Source organism: Mesorhizobium sp. CA14, from assembly GCF_020165195.1.
In the GTDB taxonomy this organism is placed as follows: domain Bacteria; phylum Pseudomonadota; class Alphaproteobacteria; order Rhizobiales; family Rhizobiaceae; genus Mesorhizobium.
Map to the genome: position 1 here is coordinate 310,902 of NZ_JAIUHR010000004.1, position 22,297 is coordinate 333,198.

Annotated in this window: 23 protein-coding genes; 2 read left to right on the forward strand and 21 right to left on the reverse strand. The window is 63.2% G+C overall.

Annotated elements, in window-relative coordinates; genetic code table 11:
• Positions 1-11: 11 nt before the first annotated feature.
• The 16 genes from rplN to rpsL all read right to left on the reverse strand — a co-directional run bounded on the left by rplN (position 12) and on the right by rpsL (position 9,918).
• A complete protein-coding gene (gene rplN / locus LB565_RS07870) occupies positions 12-380 on the reverse strand; it encodes a 50S ribosomal protein L14 (protein WP_006205457.1) in 369 nt (122 codons plus the stop codon).
• 82 nt (positions 381-462) lie between these two features.
• Positions 463-702 (reverse strand): 30S ribosomal protein S17, encoded by a 240-nt coding sequence (rpsQ, locus tag LB565_RS07875; RefSeq protein WP_023675136.1) that lies wholly within the window; start codon positions 700-702, stop codon positions 463-465.
• A gap of 11 nt (positions 703-713) precedes the next feature.
• Positions 714-914, reverse strand: coding sequence for a 50S ribosomal protein L29 (gene rpmC / locus LB565_RS07880; RefSeq protein ID WP_042642190.1), 201 nt, complete (start codon positions 912-914; stop codon positions 714-716).
• A 12-nt stretch (positions 915-926) separates the two neighbouring features.
• Positions 927-1,340, reverse strand: a complete 414-nt coding sequence (rplP, locus tag LB565_RS07885; RefSeq protein ID WP_027170364.1) for a 50S ribosomal protein L16 — start codon at positions 1,338-1,340, stop codon at positions 927-929.
• A 27-nt stretch (positions 1,341-1,367) separates the two neighbouring features.
• Positions 1,368-2,102, reverse strand: coding sequence for a 30S ribosomal protein S3 (rpsC, locus tag LB565_RS07890; RefSeq protein ID WP_112129139.1), 735 nt, complete (start codon positions 2,100-2,102; stop codon positions 1,368-1,370).
• A complete protein-coding gene (gene rplV, locus LB565_RS07895) occupies positions 2,102-2,491 on the reverse strand; it encodes a 50S ribosomal protein L22 (protein WP_010909277.1) in 390 nt (129 codons plus the stop codon). Before rplV ends, rpsC begins: the two co-directional genes overlap by 1 nt.
• Before the next feature lie 2 nt (positions 2,492-2,493).
• On the reverse strand, positions 2,494-2,772 hold the full coding sequence (gene rpsS, locus LB565_RS07900; protein ID WP_015317982.1) for a 30S ribosomal protein S19: 279 nt from the start codon (positions 2,770-2,772) through the stop codon (positions 2,494-2,496).
• Positions 2,773-2,788: 16 nt separating this feature from the next.
• Positions 2,789-3,622: a 50S ribosomal protein L2 gene (gene rplB, locus LB565_RS07905; RefSeq protein WP_126084116.1), complete on the reverse strand. Its 834-nt coding sequence runs from the start codon at positions 3,620-3,622 to the stop codon at positions 2,789-2,791.
• Positions 3,623-3,644: 22 nt separating this feature from the next.
• On the reverse strand, positions 3,645-3,938 hold the full coding sequence (locus LB565_RS07910; protein WP_040983033.1) for a 50S ribosomal protein L23: 294 nt from the start codon (positions 3,936-3,938) through the stop codon (positions 3,645-3,647).
• The gene (rplD, locus tag LB565_RS07915; RefSeq protein ID WP_224582537.1) at positions 3,935-4,555 is read right to left on the reverse strand and encodes a 50S ribosomal protein L4; all 621 of its coding nucleotides are present in this window, start codon (positions 4,553-4,555) and stop codon (positions 3,935-3,937) included. The genes LB565_RS07910 and rplD overlap by 4 nt, the downstream gene beginning before the upstream one ends.
• The gene (rplC, locus tag LB565_RS07920; protein WP_224509813.1) at positions 4,555-5,271 is read right to left on the reverse strand and encodes a 50S ribosomal protein L3; all 717 of its coding nucleotides are present in this window, start codon (positions 5,269-5,271) and stop codon (positions 4,555-4,557) included. The genes rplD and rplC overlap by 1 nt, the downstream gene beginning before the upstream one ends.
• A 59-nt stretch (positions 5,272-5,330) precedes the next feature.
• A complete protein-coding gene (rpsJ, locus tag LB565_RS07925; protein ID WP_006205468.1) occupies positions 5,331-5,639 on the reverse strand; it encodes a 30S ribosomal protein S10 in 309 nt (102 codons plus the stop codon).
• Between the two features lie 68 nt (positions 5,640-5,707).
• Positions 5,708-6,883 (reverse strand): elongation factor Tu, encoded by a 1,176-nt coding sequence (gene tuf / locus LB565_RS07930; RefSeq protein WP_040983039.1) that lies wholly within the window; start codon positions 6,881-6,883, stop codon positions 5,708-5,710.
• A gap of 65 nt (positions 6,884-6,948) precedes the next feature.
• Entirely contained in the window at positions 6,949-9,039 is a 2,091-nt protein-coding gene (gene fusA, locus LB565_RS07935) for an elongation factor G (RefSeq protein WP_224582538.1), read from the reverse strand.
• A 27-nt stretch (positions 9,040-9,066) separates the two neighbouring features.
• Positions 9,067-9,537: a 30S ribosomal protein S7 gene (gene rpsG / locus LB565_RS07940; RefSeq protein ID WP_127229703.1), complete on the reverse strand. Its 471-nt coding sequence runs from the start codon at positions 9,535-9,537 to the stop codon at positions 9,067-9,069.
• A gap of 9 nt (positions 9,538-9,546) precedes the next feature.
• On the reverse strand, positions 9,547-9,918 hold the full coding sequence (rpsL, locus tag LB565_RS07945) for a 30S ribosomal protein S12 (RefSeq protein ID WP_006202128.1): 372 nt from the start codon (positions 9,916-9,918) through the stop codon (positions 9,547-9,549).
• 462 nt (positions 9,919-10,380) lie between these two features.
• On the opposite strand from rpsL, the gene LB565_RS07950 reads away from it, so the two are divergent.
• On the forward strand, positions 10,381-10,662 hold the full coding sequence (locus tag LB565_RS07950) for a hypothetical protein (RefSeq protein ID WP_040983044.1): 282 nt from the start codon (positions 10,381-10,383) through the stop codon (positions 10,660-10,662).
• An 85-nt stretch (positions 10,663-10,747) separates the two neighbouring features.
• Positions 10,748-11,671 carry a Gfo/Idh/MocA family protein gene (locus tag LB565_RS07955; protein WP_224582560.1) on the forward strand — a complete coding sequence of 308 codons (924 nt, stop codon included), beginning with the start codon at positions 10,748-10,750 and terminating at the stop codon, positions 11,669-11,671.
• A 33-nt stretch (positions 11,672-11,704) separates the two neighbouring features.
• Here LB565_RS07955 and LB565_RS07960 read toward each other — a convergent pair whose 3' ends face one another.
• The 5 genes from LB565_RS07960 to rplJ all read right to left on the reverse strand — a co-directional run bounded on the left by LB565_RS07960 (position 11,705) and on the right by rplJ (position 22,138).
• Positions 11,705-12,370 (reverse strand): O-methyltransferase, encoded by a 666-nt coding sequence (locus tag LB565_RS07960; RefSeq protein ID WP_224582539.1) that lies wholly within the window; start codon positions 12,368-12,370, stop codon positions 11,705-11,707.
• Positions 12,371-12,449: 79 nt separating this feature from the next.
• Positions 12,450-16,646: a DNA-directed RNA polymerase subunit beta' gene (gene rpoC, locus LB565_RS07965; protein ID WP_224509800.1), complete on the reverse strand. Its 4,197-nt coding sequence runs from the start codon at positions 16,644-16,646 to the stop codon at positions 12,450-12,452.
• A gap of 132 nt (positions 16,647-16,778) precedes the next feature.
• A complete protein-coding gene (gene rpoB, locus LB565_RS07970) occupies positions 16,779-20,915 on the reverse strand; it encodes a DNA-directed RNA polymerase subunit beta (protein ID WP_224582540.1) in 4,137 nt (1,378 codons plus the stop codon).
• A gap of 269 nt (positions 20,916-21,184) precedes the next feature.
• Positions 21,185-21,565 (reverse strand): 50S ribosomal protein L7/L12, encoded by a 381-nt coding sequence (gene rplL, locus LB565_RS07975; protein WP_140755767.1) that lies wholly within the window; start codon positions 21,563-21,565, stop codon positions 21,185-21,187.
• Between the two features lie 54 nt (positions 21,566-21,619).
• On the reverse strand, positions 21,620-22,138 hold the full coding sequence (gene rplJ, locus LB565_RS07980; RefSeq protein ID WP_224582541.1) for a 50S ribosomal protein L10: 519 nt from the start codon (positions 22,136-22,138) through the stop codon (positions 21,620-21,622).
• Between the last annotated feature and the right edge of the window lie 159 nt (positions 22,139-22,297).

The following is a 22,297-nucleotide window of genomic DNA, read 5'->3' on the forward strand; positions in this document are numbered from 1 at the left end:
GGTCCGGCTCCTTACAGCACTTCAGGCGCGAGCGAGATGATCTTCATGTGGTTCTTGGCGCGCAATTCGCGCGGAACCGGTCCGAAGATACGGGTGCCGATCGGCTCTTTCTTATTGTCGACGAGAACGGCCGCGTTCTTGTCGAAACGGATCACGCTGCCGTCCGGGCGGCGGATGTCCTTGGCCGTGCGAACCACGACCGCCTTCATCACATCGCCCTTCTTAACGCGGCCGCGCGGAATGGCTTCCTTGATCGACACCACGATGATGTCGCCGACGGAGGCATATTTCCGCTTCGAGCCGCCCAGCACCTTGATGCACATGACACGACGGGCGCCGGAATTGTCCGCGACGTCGAGGTTTGTTTGCATCTGAATCATGACTGGCCGCCTTCTTCTTTTCTAACGGGACGGGTTCTTCACCCCTCCCCGGTCTGTCCAAAATTCGGTTCGTTCGCCCGGATCAAGCCTGATCCGAAGAGACGACAACCCAGCGCTTATCCTTCGAAATCGGCTTCGATTCCTGGATGAACACCTGGTCGCCGACCTTGTGAGCGTTGTTCTCGTCGTGCGCCTTGTACTTCTTGGTCATGCGCACGGTCTTCTTCATCACCGGATGGGTGAAGCGACGCTCGACCTTGACCACGACCGTCTTCTCGTTCTTGTCGCTGACGACGGTGCCCTGCAGGATGCGCTTTGGCATGGTTCTCGTCCTTAACCCTTCTTGGCCGCGGCTTTTTCCGCGGCGATGGTCTTGATGCGCGCGATGTCCTTGCGGACCTGCTTCACGCGCGCGGTCTTTTCGAGCTGGCCGGTGGCCTTCTGGAAGCGCAGGTTGAACTGCTCCTTCTTGAGAGCGGCCAGGTCGTCGGTCAGCTGATCCTGGGTCTTGGTCCGGATGTCTTCGGCTTTCATGATCGCCTGTCCTTATTCTGCGATGCGCTGCACGAAGCGCGTCTTGACCGAGAGCTTGGCGGCGCCGAGACGCAGCGCTTCACGAGCGGTCTCCTCGCTGACGCCGTCGATCTCGAACATGATGCGGCCGGGCTTGACGCGCGCCGCCCAATAGTCGACGGCGCCCTTGCCTTTACCCATGCGGACTTCGGTCGGCTTCGAGGTGACCGGCAGGTCCGGGAACACCCGGATCCAGACGCGGCCGGCGCGCTTCATCTCGCGGGTGATCGCGCGGCGGGCCGCCTCGATCTCGCGCGCGGTGACGCGGTTCGGCTCAAGCGCCTTCAGCCCGAAACCGCCGAAATCCAGGTTGGTGCCGCCCTTGGCGGTACCGTGGATACGGCCCTTGAACTGCTTGCGGAACTTTGTGCGCTTTGGCTGCAGCATCGTTCTAACTCCAAATTCTCAAATGTCTCAGGCGTTCTCGCGACGGCGGCCGCGTTCGCGCTCGCCACCAGCACCGCCGCCGCCATGCGCGGCATCACCTTCGGTTGCACGGCGCTCGGAAGCCATCGGGTCGTGCTCGAGGATCTCGCCCTTGAACACCCAGACCTTGACGCCGCAGATACCGTAGGCCGTGTTCGCCTCGGCCGTGCCGTAGTCGACATCGGCGCGTAGCGTATGCAGCGGCACGCGGCCTTCGCGGTACCACTCCATGCGCGCGATTTCGGCACCGCCGAGACGGCCGGAGCAGTTGATGCGGATGCCTTCGGCGCCGAGACGCATGGCCGACTGAACGGCACGCTTCATGGCACGGCGGAACGCGATACGGCGCTCGAGCTGCTGGGCGATCGACTGGGCGATCAGCGTGGCGTCGATTTCCGGCTTGCGCACTTCAACGATGTTGAGATGCGTTTCGGACTTCGTCATCTCGGTCAGCTTCTTGCGAAGCTTCTCGATGTCGGCGCCCTTCTTGCCGATGATGAGGCCCGGGCGTGCGGCGTGGATGGTGACCCGGCACTTCTTGTGCGGACGCTCGATCACGACCTTGGAGATCGCGGCCTGCTTGAGTTCCTTCTCGAGATACTTGCGAATCTTGAGGTCCTCATGCAGCAGCTGGCCGTACTCGCCGGTGTTCGCGAACCAGCGCGAATCCCAGGTGCGGTTGATGCCGAGACGCAGCCCGATCGGATTGACTTTCTGGCCCATTATGCGGCCTCCCCTTTTTCCTCGACTTCACGAACGACGATCGTGAGGTGCGAGAACGGCTTTTCGATACGGCTGGCGCGACCGCGGCCACGAGCGTGGAAACGCTTCATGACGATCGACTTGCCGACATAGGCTTCCGCCACGACCAGCGCATCGACGTCGAGGTCGTGATTGTTTTCCGCGTTGGCGATCGCCGATTCCAGCGTCTTCTTGACCGTGCCGGAAATCCGCTTGGCCGAGAATTCGAGGTCGGAAAGCGCTGTCGCGACCTTCTTGCCGCGGATCAGCGCGGCAACCAGGTTCAGCTTCTGCGGGCTGATACGGATCGTGCGCAGAACGGCACGCGCCTCGTTATCAGCAAGCCTGCGCGGAGCTTTGGCCTTGCCCATGATTATTTCCTCTTCGCCTTCTTATCCGCGCCGTGACCGTAATAGGTCCGGGTCGGAGCGAATTCACCGAACTTGTGGCCGACCATGTCCTCGTTCACCGAGACCGGGACGTGCTTCTGGCCGTTGTAGACACCGAAGGTGAGGCCGACGAACTGCGGCAGGATGGTGGAGCGACGGCTCCACATCTTGATCACCTCATTGCGACCACCTTCACGAACCTTGTCCACCTTCTTGAGAAGGTAGCCGTCGATGAAGGGGCCTTTCCAAATCGAACGAGTCACTTGGCGTTACCTCTTCTTAGCTCTTGCGCTGATGGCGCGAGCGCAGGATGAACTTGTCGGTCGCCTTGTTGGACCGCGTCTTCTTGCCCTTGGTCGGCTTGCCCCAGGGCGAAACCGGATGACGGCCACCCGAGGTGCGGCCTTCGCCGCCGCCATGCGGATGGTCGACCGGATTCATGGCCACGCCGCGATTGTGCGGGCGCTTGCCGCGCCACACGGTGCGACCGGCCTTGCCGTCGTTGATGTTGCCGTGATCGGGGTTCGACACCGCGCCGACGGTGGCCATGCAGGAGCCGTGCACGACGCGCTGCTCGCCCGAGTTGAGGCGAAGGATCGCCATGCCCTGGTCGCGGCCGACGAGCTGGGCGTAACCGCCAGCCGAACGGGCGACCTGGCCGCCCTTGCCCGGCTTCAGCTCGATGTTGTGGACGATCGTGCCGACCGGCATCGAGGCCAGCGGCATCGCGTTGCCCGGCTTCACGTCGACCGCTTCGCCGGCCACGATCTTGTCGCCGGCAGCCAGGCGCTGCGGAGCCAGGATGTAGGACAGCTCGCCATCGTCATACTTGATCAGCGCGATGAAGGCGGTGCGGTTCGGATCGTATTCGATACGCTCGACCGTGCCGACGACGTCGTACTTCTTCCGCTTGAAGTCGATGATGCGGTACGAACGCTTGTGACCGCCGCCGATGAAGCGGGCCGTGATGCGGCCGTAATTGTTGCGGCCGCCCGACTTGGTCAGGCCTTCGGTCAGGCCCTTGACAGGCTTGCCCTTGTAGAGGCCCGAGCGGTCGACGATGACCAGCTGGCGGGTGCTCGGCGTTACCGGGTTGAATTTCTTAAGTGCCATTGTTCTGTCCTCGCGGCCTTGCTCAGAGACCCGTCGCGACGTCGATCGACTGGCCGTCGGCCAGCGTCACAACCGCCTTCTTGACGTCGCCCTGGCGGCCAACAGTGCCGCGGAAGCGCTTGATCTTGCCCTTGCGGACGAGCGTGTTCACAGCCGTCACCTTGACGCCGAAGAGAGCTTCCACGGCAGCCTTGATTTCCGGCTTCGACGCCTTTTTGGCGACGTTGAAGACGACCTGGTTCTGCTCGGAAGCCATGGTCGACTTTTCGGTGATCGCCGGCGAGACGATCACGTCGTAGTGACGGAGGTCGGTCATTTAAAGCGCTCCTCGAGAGCCTCGACGGCGGCCTTCGAAAGGACCAGCGTGCCGCGGCGCAGAATGTCGTAGACGTTGATGCCCTGGATGGGCAGCACGTCGATGTTCGGAATGTTGGTCGCGGCCAGCTTGAAGTTCTGGTCAAGCTCGGCCCCGCCAATCACCAGGGCGTTGGTCAGCCCCAGCGTCTCGAGGTTCGCCACCAGCGCCTTGGTCTTGGCTTCGGCGAGCTTCAGCTCGTCGACGATGATGAGCGAGGCGCTCTTGGCCTTGGCCGAGAGAGCATGCTTCAAGCCCAGCGCACGGACCTTCTTCGGCAGCTCGTGCTCATGGCTGCGAACGACCGGGCCGTGTGCCTTGCCGCCGCCGCGGAACTGCGGAGCGCGAGCCGAGTGGTGACGGGCGCGGCCCGTACCCTTCTGCTTGTACATCTTGGCGCCGGTGCGCGCGATTTCGGCGCGGCCCTTGGCCTTGTGCGTGCCCTGCTGCTTCTTGGCGAGCTGCCAGCGCACGACGCGCTGCAGGATGTCTTCGCGCGGATCAAGGCCGAAAATCTCCTCGGAGAGCTTCACCTTGCCGGCGTCCTTGCCGCCCAGCGTTGTGATCTTGAGATCCATTATTCGGCTCCCTCAGTGGCCGGGGCTTCGTTCTTGGCGGCAGCGGCACGGATCGCGGCCGGCTTCGGTGCATTGGCCGGCAGCGCAACCTTGGCGGCGTCGCGAACCAGGATCCAGGCGCCCTTGACGCCGGGAACCGCGCCGCGGATCAGGATCAGGCCGCGATCGGCGTCGGTCGAGACGACCTCGACATTCTGCGTGGTGACGCGGGTATCGCCCATGTGGCCGGCCATCTTCTTGCCCTTGAACACCTTGCCGGGGTCCTGGCGCTGGCCGGTCGAACCGTGCGTGCGGTGCGAGACCGAGTTACCGTGGGTCGCGCGGCCACCACCCATGTTGTGCCGCTTGATCACGCCCTGGAAACCCTTACCGGTCGAGGTGCCGGTGACGTCCACCTTCTGGCCGGCGACGAAATGCTCGACGGTCAGCTCGGCGCCGACGTCGATCATGTTGTCGGCCGACACGCGGAACTCGGCGAGCTTCGCCTTCGGCTCGACGGAAGCGGCGGCGAAATGGCCGCGCATCGCCTTCGACGTGTTCTTCACCTTGGCAAGGCCAACGCCGAGCTGGACGGCGGTGTAGCCGTTCTTCTCCTGCGTGCGCTGAGCCACGACCTGGCAGTTCTCCATCTGGAGAACGGTGACGGGAACGTGTTCCCCGGCATCGTTATAGATGCGGGTCATTCCCACCTTCTTTGCAATCACACCTGAACGCATCGGTTCAATTCCTTTAGAGTTCCGGGCCAGGGGCAACGCCCCTTGCCGCGCTCCATTCCTTAGAGCTTGATCTCGACGTCGACACCGGCCGCCAGATCGAGCTTCATCAAAGCATCGACCGTCTGCGGGGTCGGATCGACAATGTCGAGCAGCCGCTTGTGCGTGCGCATTTCGAACTGCTCACGGCTCTTCTTGTCGACGTGGGGCGACCGGTTGACCGTGAATTTTTCGATCCGCGTCGGCAGCGGAATGGGGCCGCGGACGTTGGCGCCGGTGCGCTTGGCGGTCGACACGATTTCGCGCGTCGAGGCGTCGAGCACCCGGTGGTCAAACGCCTTAAGGCGGATGCGGATATTCTGTCCGTTCATGCGTCAATTCCTTGTTCTGGCGCGGCGCGGGCAGCTCCCGCGCCCGCGACAGATCCGTTTCAGTCCAATTATTCCTTGATGGTGACGACGATGCCGGCACCGACGGTGCGGCCGCCTTCACGGATGGCGAAGCGCAGCTTCTCTTCCATCGCGATCGGCACGATCAGCTCGACGTCGACGGTGATGTTGTCGCCGGGCATCACCATCTCGGTGCCGGCCGGCAGCGTCACGATGCCGGTGACGTCCGTCGTGCGGAAGTAGAACTGCGGACGGTAGTTGGTGAAGAACGGCGTGTGACGGCCGCCCTCGTCCTTGGTCAGGATGTAGGCTTCGGCCACGAACTTCTTGTGCGGCTTGACCGAGCCGGGCTTGGCCAGAACCTGGCCGCGCTCCACACCTTCACGGTCGATGCCGCGCAAGAGCGCGCCGATGTTGTCGCCGGCCTGGCCCTGGTCGAGCAGCTTGCGGAACATTTCCACGCCGGTGCAGGTGGTCTTGGCGGTCGGACGGATGCCGACGATCTCCAGCTCCTCGCCGACCTTGACCACGCCGCGCTCGACGCGGCCGGTCACCACCGTGCCGCGGCCCGAGATCGAGAACACGTCCTCGATCGGCATCAGGAACGGCTTGTCCAGCGGCCGAACCGGCGTCGGGATATAGGCGTCGACCTGAGCCATCAGCTCGCGGATGGCGTCCTCGCCGATGGTCTTGTTGGAATCTTCCAACGCAGCCAGCGCCGAACCCTTGACGATCGGAATGTCGTCGCCGGGGAACTCGTTCTTCGACAGAAGCTCGCGAACCTCGAGCTCGACCAGCTCGAGCAGCTCGGCGTCATCGACCTGGTCGACCTTGTTCAGGAACACCACGATCGAGGGCACGCCGACCTGGCGGGCCAAGAGGATGTGCTCGCGGGTCTGCGGCATCGGGCCGTCGGCGGCCGAAACGACCAGGATCGCGCCGTCCATCTGCGCGGCACCCGTGATCATGTTCTTCACATAGTCGGCGTGGCCGGGGCAGTCGACATGGGCATAGTGACGGTTGGCCGTCTCATACTCGACATGCGCCGTCGAGATCGTGATGCCGCGCGCCTTCTCTTCCGGCGCCGCGTCGATCTGGTCATAACGCTTGTATTCGCCAAAATACTTCGTGATCGCCGCCGTCAGCGACGTCTTGCCATGATCGACGTGGCCGATCGTGCCAATGTTCACATGCGGCTTGGTGCGCTCGAATTTACCTTTTGCCATGTGATCTCTCCATTCCTGCCTGCCCGTGCGGGCCTTGAATTAAGGTCTCGTGCAACCCGCTCGAGTTACGCGTATTTCTTCTGAACTTCCTGGGCGACCGCGGTCGGAACCGGCTCATAGTGGTCGAACTGCATCGTGTACTGGGCGCGGCCCTGCGACATCGAACGCAGATTGTCGACATACTTGAACATGTTCGCCAGCGGCACCATCGCGTTGATGACGACGGCAACGCCGCGCGCTTCCTGGCCCTGGATCTGACCGCGACGGCCGTTGAGATCGCCGATGACGCCGCCGACATAATCTTCCGGCGTCACGACCTCGACCTTCATGATCGGCTCGAGCAGCTGCACGCCGAGGCGCGGAGCGGCTTCCTTGAAGCAGGCGCGGGAGGCGATTTCGAACGCCAGCACCGAGGAGTCGACGTCGTGGAAGGCACCGTCGATGAGGGTCGCCTTGACGCCGATCATCGGGAAGCCGGCGAACGGGCCGGAACCCATGACGCTCTGGATGCCCTTCTCGACGCCCGGGATGTATTCCTTCGGAACCGCACCGCCGACGATCTTGGACTCGAACACGAACTCTTCGCTCTCGGTGTTCGGCTCGAAGATGATCTTGACGCGGGCGAACTGGCCGGTACCGCCGGTCTGCTTCTTATGCGTGTAGTCCTGCTCATGCGTGCGGGTGATCGTCTCGCGATAGGCCACCTGCGGCGCGCCGACATTGGCTTCCACCTTGAACTCGCGGCGCATGCGGTCGACGATGATGTCGAGATGCAATTCGCCCATGCCGGCGATGATGGTCTGGCCGCTTTCCTCGTCGGTCTTGACGCGGAAGGACGGATCCTCGGCCGCCAGGCGATGCAGCGCGAGGCCCATCTTTTCCTGGTCGTTCTTGGTCTTCGGCTCGATGGCGATCTGGATGACCGGATCGGGGAATTCCATGCGCTCGAGGATGACCGGGTGCAGCGGATCGCAGAGCGTGTCGCCGGTGGTCGTGTCCTTGAGGCCGGCGAGCGCAACGATGTCGCCGGCATAGGCTTCCTCGATATCGGCGCGCGAGTTCGCATGCATCTGCAGCATGCGGCCGATGCGCTCCTTCTTGCCCTTCACCGTGTTGTCGAGCGAGGTGCCCTTGGTGAGCTTGCCCGAGTAGATGCGGGCAAAGGTCAGCGAACCGACGAACGGGTCGTTCATGATCTTGAACGCCAGCATCGACAGCGGCTCGTTGTCATCGGCATGACGTTCGATCTCGGCGTCGGTCTTGGCGTCGACACCCTTGATGGCCGGCACGTCGATCGGCGACGGCAGGTATTCGACGACGGCGTCGAGCAGCGGCTGCACGCCCTTGTTTTTGAAGGCCGAGCCGCAGAACATCGGGAAGAACTTGACCGCGATGGTGCCCTTGCGGATCAGCGCGCGGATCTCGTCATTCGACGGCATGTTGCCTTCGAGGTAGTTCTCGAGCGCGGTCTCGTCCATTTCGACGGCCGCTTCAATCATCTTCTCGCGATACTGAGCGGCCTTCTCCTTGAGGTCGGCCGGGATCTCGACGACGTCCCAGGCGGCGCCCAGGGTCTCGTCGCGCCAGACCAGCGCGTTCATCTCGACGAGGTCGACGACGCCCTTGAACTCGGTCTCGGCGCCGATCGGCAGCTGCATGACGACGGCCTGCGCACCGAGGCGCGAGCCGATCATTTCCACCGAGCGGTAGAAGTCGGCGCCGATCTTGTCCATCTTGTTGCAGAAGATCATGCGCGGCACGTGGTACTTGTCGGCCTGGCGCCACACGGTCTCGGTCTGCGGCTCAACGCCGGCGTTGGCGTCGAGCAGCGCGATGGCGCCGTCGAGCACGCGCAGCGAACGCTCGACCTCGATGGTGAAGTCGACGTGTCCGGGAGTGTCGATGATGTTGAAGCGGCGCATCTTGCCGTCGCGACCCTTCCAGAAGGTCGTGGTCGCGGCCGACGTGATGGTGATGCCGCGCTCCTGCTCCTGCTCCATCCAGTCCATGGTGGCGGCGCCGTCATGGACTTCGCCGATCTTGTGCGACTTGCCCGTGTAGTACAGGACGCGCTCGGTCGTCGTCGTCTTGCCGGCGTCGATATGCGCCATGATACCGAAATTGCGGTAGTCTTCGATTTTGTATTCGCGGGCCATGGGAGGTGCCTCTCAGTCTCTTTCGCGTTACCAGCGGTAATGCGCGAAGGCGCGGTTGGCTTCCGCCATCTTGTGGGTGTCTTCACGCTTCTTGACGGCCGTTCCGCGGTTGTTGGCCGCGTCCATCAGCTCGCCCGAGAGGCGGTCGACCATGGTGGTCTCGTTGCGGTTGCGGGCCGCGGCGATCAGCCAGCGGATGGCCAGCGCCTGACGGCGCTCAGGGCGCACGTCGACCGGAACCTGGTAGGTGGCGCCGCCGACGCGGCGCGAGCGCACTTCCACATGCGGCGCGACATTGTCGAGCGCCTGGTGGAAGACGGTGACCGGCTCCTGCTTGGTCTTGGCCTGGACCTGGTCCAACGCGCCGTAGACGATGGTCTCGGCAACCGACTTCTTGCCGTCATACATGACGGCGTTCATGAACTTGGTGACGACCAGATCGCCGAACTTGGGGTCCGGATTGATCTCACGCTTTTCTGCACTGTGACGACGGGACATGGGAAACCCTTACTTCGGACGCTTGGCGCCGTATTTCGAACGACGCTGCTTGCGGTTCTTCACACCCTGCGTGTCGAGCACGCCGCGGATGATGTGGTAGCGGACGCCCGGCAGATCCTTGACGCGGCCGCCGCGGATCATGACCACCGAGTGCTCCTGAAGGTTGTGACCTTCGCCCGGGATGTAGCCGATCACTTCAAAGCCGTTGGTCAGGCGAATCTTGGCCACCTTGCGCAGCGCCGAGTTCGGCTTCTTCGGCGTCGTCGTGTAGACGCGCGTGCAGACGCCCCGCTTCTGCGGGTTCTGCTGCATGGCCGGGACCTTGTTGCGCTTCACCGGCGCCAGGCGCGGCTTGCGGATCAGCTGGTTGACGGTAGGCATTAAACCCTCTTGTCTCTCAATTCCGTGTCTGCCCTGTCAGGGCCGCTCAAAGCGTCATTTCCATACGCAAATTCGGGCAACACACCGCGCCTCGCGGTCCTGCCCGAACAAATTGCAGAGGAAGCGGAAGCCGCTTCATGCGCGCCGGAAATGTCTTTTCGCTCGTAAAACGAACCCTGTTTGAGGCAAACTCCAAAGCGTGTCGCTTCGGACAGGAGAGCCTCACATCGGTTCTGACGTCGCGGCTTCTACTCGCAACCCCAAGGTCCGTCAACCCCGAAGCGGCAAATATTGCGCCCAACCGGAGGCTGGGCAGCCATGCGAAAAACGCATGTAATTTTCTTGCGTCTTTTTTCAAGAGCGAGGAAGAAAGTGACCGGCTTGCGGCTGTCTTCCCGGCCTGCTTCGTGTCAAAAGGCGGCTTGAGCCGGACAATCTCCCGGTAAAACGAGGAATCAGCCCGTGAACGACAATGAGGAACGGCCGGTCACCATCATCACCGGACGGGTCTGGCGCAAGAAAGGCGGCAAGCCGGAAGGCGTGCATGTGATGCTGGTTGCGCCCGACGATGATTCTGCCGTGCGCCGTGCGCTCGAATCGCTCGCGGCGGAAGGATTCGCGGAGGCCGAGCTCGACCAGATCGGCGACATGGAAGGCGAGCCCGACGAGGAGCCGCATCTGTCGGCCTATCAGGGCGCACTCGAAGGCGAGGTTTCGATCGTCACCTTCGACGAGCCCTTCTGATATCGCGGCCCCGGCGCGCCGGGTTTTTTCGGCTTATCCCTCAACCAATCGACGCTACTCTTCCCTTTCCGGAGTTCCCATGACCATCACCCCCATCCAGCTCGCCATCGTCGGCGTGGGCAAGATCGTGCGCGACCAGCACCTGCCGGCGATCGCCAAGGACGGCAATTACCGTCTCGCAGCCGCAGCCAGCCGACATGGCAAAGTCGATGGCATTGCGAACTACCCGACGATCGAGGCGATGCTTGCGGCCGAGCCCAGCCTGGAAGCCGTCTCGCTCTGCATGCCGCCGCAGTTCCGCTACGATGCCGCGCGCACCGCGCTGGAAGCGAAAAAGCACGTGTTCCTCGAAAAGCCGCCGGGCGCGACGGTGAGCGAGGTCGAGCACCTCAAGGCGCTTGCCGACAAGAACGGTGTCTCGCTCTTCGCCAGCTGGCACTCCCGCTATGCGCCGGCGGTCGAGGCCGCGCGCAGCTTCCTCGCCTCGGCCAGGCTGACCTCGGCCGCCATCAACTGGAAGGAAGACGTACGCCGCTGGCATCCGAACCAGGAATGGATCTGGGAGCCCGGCGGCTTCGGGGTGTTCGACCCGGGCATCAATGCGCTGTCGATCGCCACCCATATCCTGCCGCCGATGTTCATCACTTCGGCCGTGCTCGACTTTCCGGAGAACCGCGCGGCGCCGGTCGCGGCGCATGTCGCCTTCCGCACTTCGAGCGGCCTGCCGGTGACGATGGAGCTCGACTGGCTGCAGACCGGCCCGCAAAGCTGGGACATCGTCGCCGAGACCGACAAGGGCAGAATGGTGCTTTCGGGCGGCGGCGCCAAGCTCGCCGTCGATGGGCAGACCATCCATGACGAGCCGGAGGCCGAATATCCGATGCTCTACAAGCGCTTCGCCGAGATCGTTCGCGCAGGCGTTTCCGATATCGATCTCGCGCCGCTGCAGCACGTCGCCGATGCCTTCATGCTGGGCAAGCGCAATGTGGTCGAGGCGTTTTTCGACTGAGACAGCGGCAAAGCGTCGAGGCGAACGGCAATCTCACGCGACGATCGCGATGGCAAAACCGTCATAACCCTTGGCGCCGACGGTCTGGATGGCAGTGCCGTCCAGCCGCTTCTCGCCGCCGATGAACGAGAACGCCTCGCGAGCGCCTTCGACATTGGCATCGCCGCTATTCTTTTTCACGACCGCGCCGTCGCGGATGACGTTGTCGCAGACGATGACCGTGCCCGAGCGCGACAGCTTCATCGCCCAGTTCAGATAATTCGGGTTGTTCGGCTTGTCGGCGTCGATGAAGATCAGGTCGAACGGACCGGCATTTTCGCCGGCCAGCGCGGCGAGCGATTGCAGCGCTGGACCGACCCGCAGGTCGACCTTGCCGGAAACCCCTGCCCGCTCGAAATTCGAGCGCGCGACCTTGGCGTGATGCGGGTCCAGCTCCAGCGTCACGACCTTGCCGTCCGCCGGCAATCCCCTCGCCATCCAGATGGTCGAGTAGCCGCCCAGCGTGCCGACCTCCAGCACAGTTCTCGCTCCGCGGATGCGTACCAGCAGCGACAGCAGCTTGCCTTGCGCGGCCGAGACGTCGATCGCCGGCAGGCCCTGATCGCGGTTGGCCTTAAGCACTGCATCCAGCACGGGATCCGCTTCGAAAAGAGAGGCAACGATGTAGTCGTCGACAGCCGTCCAGGTCTTGCTGCTCATAGCTCTTCCTCGTTGGTGAAGCCAAAATGCAAGAAGGGGCCGCGTGGGCCCCTTCTCTTCGTTTGTCATATCAAGCCACTTACTGCGCGGCGTTGACCATATCGGTCAGCATCGGCTCGGCGACCTCGACACCGGAGGCCTTGCGGCGCTCGTCGATGATAAGCTCGTCGCGCGAGGTGGCGATGCGCCTTATCTGGCTCATCGTGCCGCCGGTGCCGGCCGGGATCAGGCGGCCGACGATGACGTTTTCCTTCAGGCCCTGCAGCATGTCGGTCTTGCCGGCAACCGCCGCCTCGGTGAGCACCCTGGTCGTCTCCTGGAAGGAGGCGGCCGAGATGAAGGACGGCGTCTGCAGCGAGGCCTTGGTGATACCGAGCAGCACCGGCTGACCTTCGGCCGGCTTCTTGCCGTCCTCGATCAGGCGCTCGTTGACCTCTTCCAGCTCGATCACGTCGACGTGGTCGCCCGGGATGTAGGTCGAATCGCCCTGCGTGGTGATCTCGACCTTCTGCAGCATCTGGCGAACGATCACCTCGATGTGCTTGTCGTTGATCGACACGCCCTGCAGACGGTAGACCTCCTGGATTTCATTGACGAGGTAGGAGGCAAGCGCCTCCACGCCCTTGATCGCCAGGATGTCGTGCGGCGCCGGATTACCGTCGAGGATGTAGTCGCCCTTCTCGATGACGTCGCCGTCCTGGAGATGGAACGGCTTGCCCTTCGGGATCAGGTACTCCACCGGCTCGAGCGTCGAGTCATGCGGCTCGATGATGATGCGGCGCTTGTTCTTGTAGTCGCGGCCGAAGCGGATCGTGCCATCGATCTCGGCGATGATGGCGTGATCCTTCGGACGGCGAGCCTCGAACAGTTCCGCAACGCGCGGCAGACCACCGGTGATGTCCTTGGTCTTGGCGCTTTCCATCGGGATACGCGCCAGCACGTCGCCAGGCTTCACATGGGCGCCCGGCTCGACCGAGAGGATGGCCTCGACCGAGAGCAGGAAGCGCGCATCGCCGCCCTTCGACAGCTTGCCGACCTTGCCCTTGGCATCCTGGACGACGATCGCGGGCTTCAGGTCGCTGCCGCGCGGCGTCGAACGCCAGTCGATGACCTCACGCTTGGTGATGCCGGTCGATTCGTCGGCCGTTTCCTGAACGGAGATGCCGTCGACCAGATCCTCGAACGCGACGCGACCCTCGATTTCGGTGAGGATCGGGCGGGTGTAAGGATCCCACTCGGCGATACGCTGGCCGCGCTTCACCTTGTCGCCATCGTCCACGAAGATACGCGAACCATAGGCGACGCGGTGCGTGGCGCGTTCCTTGCCGGTCTCATCGAGGATGAGCACCGCCATGTTGCGGCCCATGACCATCTGCTGGCCTTCCGAGTTGCGCACCACGTTGCGGTTGCGGATCTGCACCTTGCCCTCATAGGAGGCTTCAAGGAACGAGGAATCCACGACCTGCGCCGTGCCGCCCATGTGGAAGGTACGCATGGTGAGCTGAGTGCCCGGCTCGCCGATCGACTGCGCCGCGATGACGCCGACGGCCTCGCCCTGGTTGACAGGGGTACCGCGGGCCAGGTCGCGTCCGTAGCAGACCGCGCACACGCCGGTCCTGACCTCGCAGGTCAACGCCGAGCGGATGCGGACCGACTGCACGCCGGCCTTCTCGATCTGCTCCACGTCGCGCTCGTCCATCAGCGTGCCGGCCTTGACCAGCAGTTCGCCGCTGACCGGATGGTTGATGTCGTCGAGCGCGGTGCGGCCCAGCACGCGCTGGCCGACCGAGGCGACGACCTGACCGGCATCGACGATCGGCTGCATGGTGAGGCCCTTGTCGGTGCCGCAATCCAGCGAATTGACGATGCAGTCCTGCGCCACGTCGACGAGGCGGCGGGTGAGGTAACCCGAGTTCGCCGTCTTCAAGGCGGTGTCGGCCAGACCCTTGCGGGCGCCGTGGGTCGAGTTGAAGTACTCGAGCACGGTGAGGCCTTCCTTGAAGTTCGAGATGATCGGCGTCTCGATGATTTCACCCGAGGGCTTGGCCATCAGGCCGCGCATGCCGGCGAGCTGACGCATCTGGGTGGGCGAACCGCGGGCGCCCGAATGCGACATCATGTAGATCGAGTTCATCGGCTTCTGACGGCCGTTGTCTTCGAACTCCACTGCCTTGATGCGCGCCATCATCTCGTCGGCGACCTTCTCCGAGCACTTGGCCCAGGCGTCGACGACCTTGTTGTACTTCTCGCCCTGCGTGATCAGGCCGTCATTGTACTGCTGCTCGTATTCCTTGGCCAAAGCCTCGGTGTCGGAAACAAGCTTCAGCTTGGTGTCCGGAATGACCATGTCGTCCTTGCCGAACGAAATGCCGGCACGGCAGGCATGCGCAAAGCCGAGCGCCATGATGCGGTCACAGAAGATGACCGTCTCCTTCTGACCGCAATGGCGGTAGACGGTGTCGATCATCTTGGAGATGTTCTTCTTGGTCATCTCCTGGTTGGCGATGTCGTACGGAACATTGACGTTCTTCGGCAGAAGCTCACCGATGATCATGCGGCCAGGCGTGGTGTCGTAGATCTTCGACACGACCTTGCCTTCCGCGTCGACGGAGCGGAAGCGGCCCTTGATCTTGGCGTGCAACGTCACGGCCTTGGTCTCCAGCGCGTGCTGGAGCTCGCCCATGTCGGCAAACACCATGCCTTCGCCCGGCTCGTTCTGGTTGACGATCGACAGATAGTAGAGACCGAGAACCATGTCCTGCGACGGCACGATGATCGGCGCGCCGGAGGCCGGGTGCAGGATGTTGTTGGTCGACATCATCAGCACGCGGGCTTCAAGCTGCGCTTCCAAGGACAGCGGCACATGGACCGCCATCTGGTCACCGTCGAAGTCGGCGTTGAAGGCGGTGCAGACCAGCGGATGCAGCTGGATCGCCTTGCCTTCGATCAGGGTCGGCTCGAACGCCTGGATGCCGAGGCGGTGCAGCGTCGGCGCACGGTTCAACAGCACCGGATGCTCGCGGATCACCTCATCGAGGATATCCCAAACCTCCGGACGCTCCTTCTCGACCAGCTTCTTCGCCTGCTTGACGGTCGAGGAGAAACCCTTGGCGTCGAGACGGGCGTAGATGAAGGGCTTGAAGAGCTCGAGCGCCATCTTCTTCGGCAGGCCGCACTGATGCAGCTTCAGCTCCGGACCGGTCACGATGACCGAGCGGCCGGAATAGTCGACGCGCTTGCCGAGCAGGTTCTGGCGGAACCGGCCCTGCTTGCCCTTGAGCATGTCCGACAGCGACTTCAGCGGACGCTTGTTGGCGCCGGTGATGACGCGGCCGCGACGGCCGTTGTCGAACAGCGCATCGACGGCTTCCTGCAGCATGCGCTTTTCATTGCGCACGATGATGCCGGGCGCGCGCAGCTCGATCAGCCGCTTCAGGCGGTTGTTGCGGTTGATGACGCGGCGATAGAGATCGTTGAGGTCGGACGTGGCAAAGCGGCCGCCGTCCAGCGGAACCAGCGGACGCAGGTCCGGCGGGATCACCGGAACCACCTTCATGATCATCCATTCCGGACGATTGCCGGATTCCATGAAGTTCTCAACAACCTTGAGCCGCTTCAGATACTTCTTCTGCTTGAGCTCGGAGGTGGTGGAGGCCAGCTCCGAACGCAGGTCGCCGGCGATCTTCTCCAGGTCCATGCCGGCAAGCAGGTCATGGATGGCCTCGGCGCCGATCATGGCGGTGAAAGAGTCCTCGCCATACTCGTCGACCGCAAGCATGTACTCTTCCTCGCTGAGGAGTTGGTTCTCCTTCAGCGCGGTGAGGCCGGGCTCGGTGACGATGTAGTTCTCGAAATAGAGCACGCGCTCGATATCCTTGAGCGTCATGTCGAGCAGCGTGCCGATGCGCGAGGGCAGCGACTTCAGGAACCAGATATGGGCGACGGGCGCGGCGAGCTCGATATGGCCCATGCGCTCGCGGCGAACGCGCGACAGCGTGACTTCGACGCCGCACTTTTCGCAGATGACGCCCTTGTACTTCATGCGCTTGTACTTGCCGCACAGGCACTCATAGTCCTTGATCGGGCCAAAAATGCGCGCGCAGAACAGGCCGTCACGCTCCGGCTTGAAGGTGCGGTAGTTGATGGTCTCCGGCTTCTTGATCTCGCCGAACGACCAGGACAGAATCTTCTCTGGGCTGGCAAGCGAGATCCGGATGGAATCGAACACCTGCGCAGGCGCCTGCGGGTTGAAGAGATTCATGACCTCTTGGTTCATGCCGTTCTCCTTTTCGGGGTCCTCGATAACCCCTTGCATCGATCGCGGACGACTTGTCCGCAGAATGGCCGGTCGAACCGGCCGAAGATTTCTTGGGGCGCGCCGCGTCTTTGAGCGCGGCGCGCCATAGGCTTACTCGGCTGCGTCGGGCAGACGCGTCGGGGTCTCTTCGACCTGGGTGTTCTCCAGCTCCACGTTGAGACCGAGCGAACGCATTTCCTTGACGAGAACGTTGAAGCTCTCCGGAATGCCCGCCTCGAACGTGTCGTCGCCGCGCACGATCGCCTCGTAGACCTTGGTGCGGCCGGCGACGTCGTCCGACTTCACCGTCAGCATTTCCTGCAGCGTGTAGGCTGCGCCGTAGGCTTCGAGCGCCCAGACCTCCATTTCGCCGAAACGCTGGCCGCCGAACTGGGCCTTGCCGCCCAGCGGCTGCTGGGTGACGAGCGAGTACGGACCGATCGAACGCGCGTGGATCTTGTCATCCACCAGGTGGTGCAGCTTGAGCATATAGATATAGCCCATCGTCACCTTGCGATCGAATGGCTCGCCGGTGCGGCCGTCATAGAGCTGCGACTGACCGCTGGTGTGCAGGCCAGCCTGCTCCAGCATGGTGTTGATGTCGGCCTCATGCGCGCCGTCGAACACCGGGGTCGCGATGGAGACGCCGCGGCGCATCTGCTCGCTCAGGCGAACGATGCTCTCGTCGTCATACTCGCGGATCGGCTCGTTGCGGTCGTTGGCCGGCATGAAGCTTTCCAGCGTCTTGCGCAGCGGCTTGATGTCGCCGCCGCCCTTATACGCATCGATCAGTTCGCCGATCTTCCTGCCCATGCCTGCGCAAGCCCAGCCCAGATGCGTTTCCAGGATCTGGCCGACATTCATGCGGCTCGGCACACCCAGCGGGTTGAGCACGATGTCGGCATGCGTGCCGTCCTCGAGGAAAGGCATGTCCTCGACCGGAACGATGCGCGACACGACACCCTTGTTGCCGTGACGGCCGGCCATCTTGTCGCCCGGCTGCATCTTGCGCTTCACCGCCACGAAGACCTTGACCATCTTCATGACGCCCGGAGGCATTTCGTCGCCGCGCTGCACCTTCTCGACCTTGTCCATGAAGCGCTGCTCGAGCGCCTTCTTGGACTCGTCATATTGGCCGCGCAGAGCCTCGAGCTCGCCCTGGAGCTTCTCGTTCTCGACGGCGAACTGCCACCACTGCGAACGCGGATACTCGTCGAGCGTGTCCTTCGACAGCTTCGAGCCCTTCTTGAAGCCCTTCGGTCCGGCGATCGCTTCCTTGCCGATCAGCACGTCGGAGAGGCGCGCATAGACGTTGCGATCCAGGATCGCCTGTTCGTCGTCGCGGTCCTTGGCCAGACGCTCGATCTCCTCGCGCTCGATCGCCATCGCGCGCTCGTCCTTCTCCACGCCGTGGCGGTTGAAGACGCGCACTTCGACGACCGTGCCGAAGGTGCCCGGGGGCATGCGCATTGAGGTGTCGCGAACGTCCGAGGCCTTTTCGCCGAAGATGGCGCGCAGAAGCTTCTCTTCCGGCGTCATCGGGCTTTCGCCCTTCGGCGTGATCTTGCCGACCAGGATGTCGCCCGGCTGCACCTCGGCACCGATATAGACGATGCCGGCCTCGTCGAGGTTCTTCAGCGCCTCTTCCGAAACGTTCGGAATGTCGCGCGTGATTTCCTCCGGCCCGAGCTTGGTGTCGCGCGCCATGACCTCGAACTCCTCGATGTGGATCGAGGTGAAGACGTCGTCGGCCACGATGCGCTCGGAGAGCAGGATCGAGTCCTCGTAGTTGTAGCCGTTCCACGGCATGAACGCGACCAGCACGTTGCGGCCGAGCGCCAGATCGCCGAGCTCGGTCGACGGACCGTCGGCAATGATGTCGCCCTTGTTGACGCGGTCGCCCATGCGCACCAGCGGACGCTGGTTGATGCAGGTGTTCTGGTTCGAACGCTGGAACTTCATCAGCCGGTAGATGTCGACACCGGATTTGCCGGGATCGAGATCTTCCGTGGCGCGGATGACGATACGGGTGGCGTCCACCTGGTCGACCACGCCGCCGCGGCGGGCGCCGATGGCCGCGCCCGAGTCACGGGCGACGACCGGCTCCATGCCGGTGCCGACGAACGGCGCTTCGGCGCGCACCAGCGGCACGGCCTGACGTTGCATGTTCGAGCCCATCAGCGCGCGGTTGGCGTCGTCGTTCTCGAGGAACGGAATGAGTGCCGCCGCGACGGACACCATCTGCTTCGGCGAGACGTCCATCAGGTCGACGTTCTCGCGCGGCGCCATCATCACTTCGCCGGCGTTACGGCAAATGACGAACTCGTCGACGAAGCTGCCATTCTTGTCGAGCTCGGCGTTGGCCTGCGCGACATAGTGCTTGGCCTCTTCCATCGCCGACAGGTAGACGACCTCGTTGGTCAGCTTGCCGCCCACTATCTTGCGGTACGGGCTTTCGATGAAGCCGTACTTGTTGACGCGTGCGAAGGTGGCCAGCGAGTTGATCAGACCGATATTCGGGCCTTCCGGCGTTTCGATCGGGCAGATACGGCCGTAATGCGTCGGGTGCACGTCGCGCACTTCGAAGCCGGCGCGCTCGCGGGTCAGACCGCCCGGTCCAAGCGCCGACAGGCGACGCTTGTGGGTGATCTCCGACAGCGGGTTGGTCTGGTCCATGAACTGCGACAGCTGCGAGGAACCGAAGAACTCGCGCACGGCGGCGGCCGCCGGCTTGGCGTTGATCAGGTCCTGCGGCATGACCGTATCGATCTCGATCGAGGACATGCGTTCCTTGATCGCGCGCTCCATGCGCAGCAGGCCAACGCGGTACTGGTTCTCCATGAGCTCGCCGACCGAACGCACGCGGCGGTTGCCGAGATTGTCGATGTCGTCGATCTCGCCCTTGCCGTCGCGCAGCTCGACCAGCGTCTTGACCACGGCCAGGATGTCTTCCTTGCGCAGCACGCGCACGGTGTCCTCTGCCTTGAGCTCGAGGCGCATGTTCATCTTGACACGGCCGACGGCCGACAGGTCGTAGCGCTCGCTGTCGAAGAACAGCGAGTTGAACATGGCTTCGGCGGTCTCGAGCGTCGGCGGCTCGCCCGGGCGCATGACGCGGTAGATATCGAACAGGGCGTCCTGGCGGCTCTCGTTCTTGTCGACGTTGAGCGTGTTGCGGATGTAGGCGCCGACATTGACGTGGTCGATGTCCAGGATCTGGATCTCGTCCTCGCCGGTGCCGAGCAGCACCTTCAGCGTCTTGTCGTCGATCTCGTCGCCGGCTTCGAGGAAGATCTCGCCGGTGGCGTAGTTGACGATGTCTTCGGCAAGGTAGTTGCCGAGCAGATCCTCGTCGGTCGCCTTGATGGCCTTGAGACCCTTCTCGCCGAGCTGGCGGGCCTGGCGGGCGGTGATCTTCTTGCCGGCCTCGACAACGATTTCACCCGTGTCGGCGTCGACCAGGTCGCCAACGGCCTTGAGGCCGCGGAAACGCTCGACGTTGAACGGAATGCGCCAATGGTCGCCGGCGCGCTTGTAGGTGATCTTGTTGTAAAAGGTCGACAGGATCTCTTCGCCGTCCATGCCGAGCGCCATCAAGAGCGACGTCACCGGAATCTTGCGGCGGCGGTCGATGCGGGCGTGCACGACGTCCTTGGAATCGAACTCGATGTCGAGCCACGAGCCGCGGTAGGGGATGACGCGCGCGGCAAACAGCAGCTTGCCCGACGAGTGCGACTTGCCCTTGTCATGGTCGAAGAAGACGCCCGGCGAGCGGTGCATCTGCGAGACGATGACGCGCTCGGTGCCGTTGACGATGAAGGTGCCGTTCGACGTCATGAGCGGCATGTCGCCCATATAGACGTCCTGCTCCTTGATGTCCTTGATCGACTTCGCGCCGGTATCCTCGTCGATATCGAACACGATGAGGCGCAGCGTCACCTTGAGCGGCGCAGCATAGGTCAGGTCGCGCTGACGGCATTCGTCAACGTCGAATTTCGGTGCCTCGAACTCATACTTCACGAACTCCAGCATGGAGGAGCCGGAAAAGTCGGAGATCGGGAAGACCGACTTGAAAACGGCCTGCAGTCCTTCGTCCGGACGGCCGCCCTTGGGCTCGTCCACCATCAGGAACTGGTCATAGGATGCCTTCTGAACCTCGATGAGGTTCGGCATCTCCGCAACTTCCGGGATCTTTCCGAAGAACTTGCGTACGCGTCTGCGGCCATTGAAAGTCTGGGTCTGGGCCATCGTCGCTCCTTAGCTCTAAACTCGGGGCGAACCTCGCCGCGGCTCGCCTTGCACCAACGGGCGGCCTCGGCGGCTGCCCCTATCTGTTTTCCGGCCGCCCTCGCCGCTCTTTTGACGGGGTACCGGCTAAAACGGGAGAAAACCCGTTTCCGGAAGGCCGCTTTTCGGCCCTCAGGAAAGAGGTTTTCAAACGCCTCGCGCAACAAAGCCTCCCTCAATCCAAGGGAGGGGGCGGACGGCGCGAGACCGTCCGCCCTCGCCTAACAGGCTTACTTCAGCTCGACCTTGGCGCCAGCTGCTTCCAGCTGAGCCTTGAACTTGTCGGCGTCGGCCTTGGAAACGCCTTCCTTGACCGGCTTCGGAGCCGCTTCGACCAGGTCCTTGGCTTCCTTGAGGCCAAGGCCGGTGATGGCGCGGACTTCCTTGATGACGTTGATCTTCTGGGCGCCGGCGTCGGCGAGAACGACGTCGAATTCCGTCTTCTCTTCAACCGGAGCAGCGGCAGCGGCAGCACCACCGCCAGCGGCGGCAACAGCCACCGGAGCGGCGGCCGAAACGCCCCACTTCTCTTCCAGGAGCTTCGACAGCTCAGCCGCCTCGAGGACGGTCAGCTTCGAAAGGTCGTCTACGATCTTCGCGAGATCAGCCATTTTGATATTCCTTTAGTTGGTTCGAACGTGTGTTGTTGACAGCGAGGAACGGCCTCATGCCGCCTCGTCCTTCCGGGCGTAAGCGCCGATGACACGCGCGACCGAAGCCGCGGGCGCATTGACGATCTGGGCGATCCGGGTAGCCGGGGTGGCGATCATGCCAACCAGCCTGGCGCGCAGCTCGTCGAGCGACGGCATCGTGGCGAGTGCCTTGACACCATCGGCGTTGAGCGAGGTCGAGCCCATCGCGCCGCCGAGAATGATCAGCTTGTCATTCCCTTTGGCGAAATCGGACGTGACCTTCGGCGCCGCAACCGGATCCTCCGAATAAGCGACCAGCGTCTGTCCCTTGAACAGATCGATGATCGATGCGGAGTCCGTGCCCTGAAGAGCGATCTTGGCGAGACGGTTCTTCGCGACTTTGACGGTGCCGCCGGCGGCGCGCATTTTCGACCGAAGGTCGTTCATTTGCGCCACGGTGATACCGGCGTAGTGGGCCACGACGACTGAACCCGCGTTCGAGAACGCTTCGTTCAGGCCCGTGACGAGTTCGCGCTTTTCCGCTCTGTCCACTGCCTATCTCCAGTTGACCTCTGCCTCATTCTCGAGGTCAGAAGTCGGGTTGCCTTTTGCCGGCCGGGCCATCCAAAATCCTGGATCTCCCGAACGGCGCTCGAGGATCCTGCCCCCTTTTCGCGACACCGACGGCAAGCCGGCGATGCGCTGACAAAA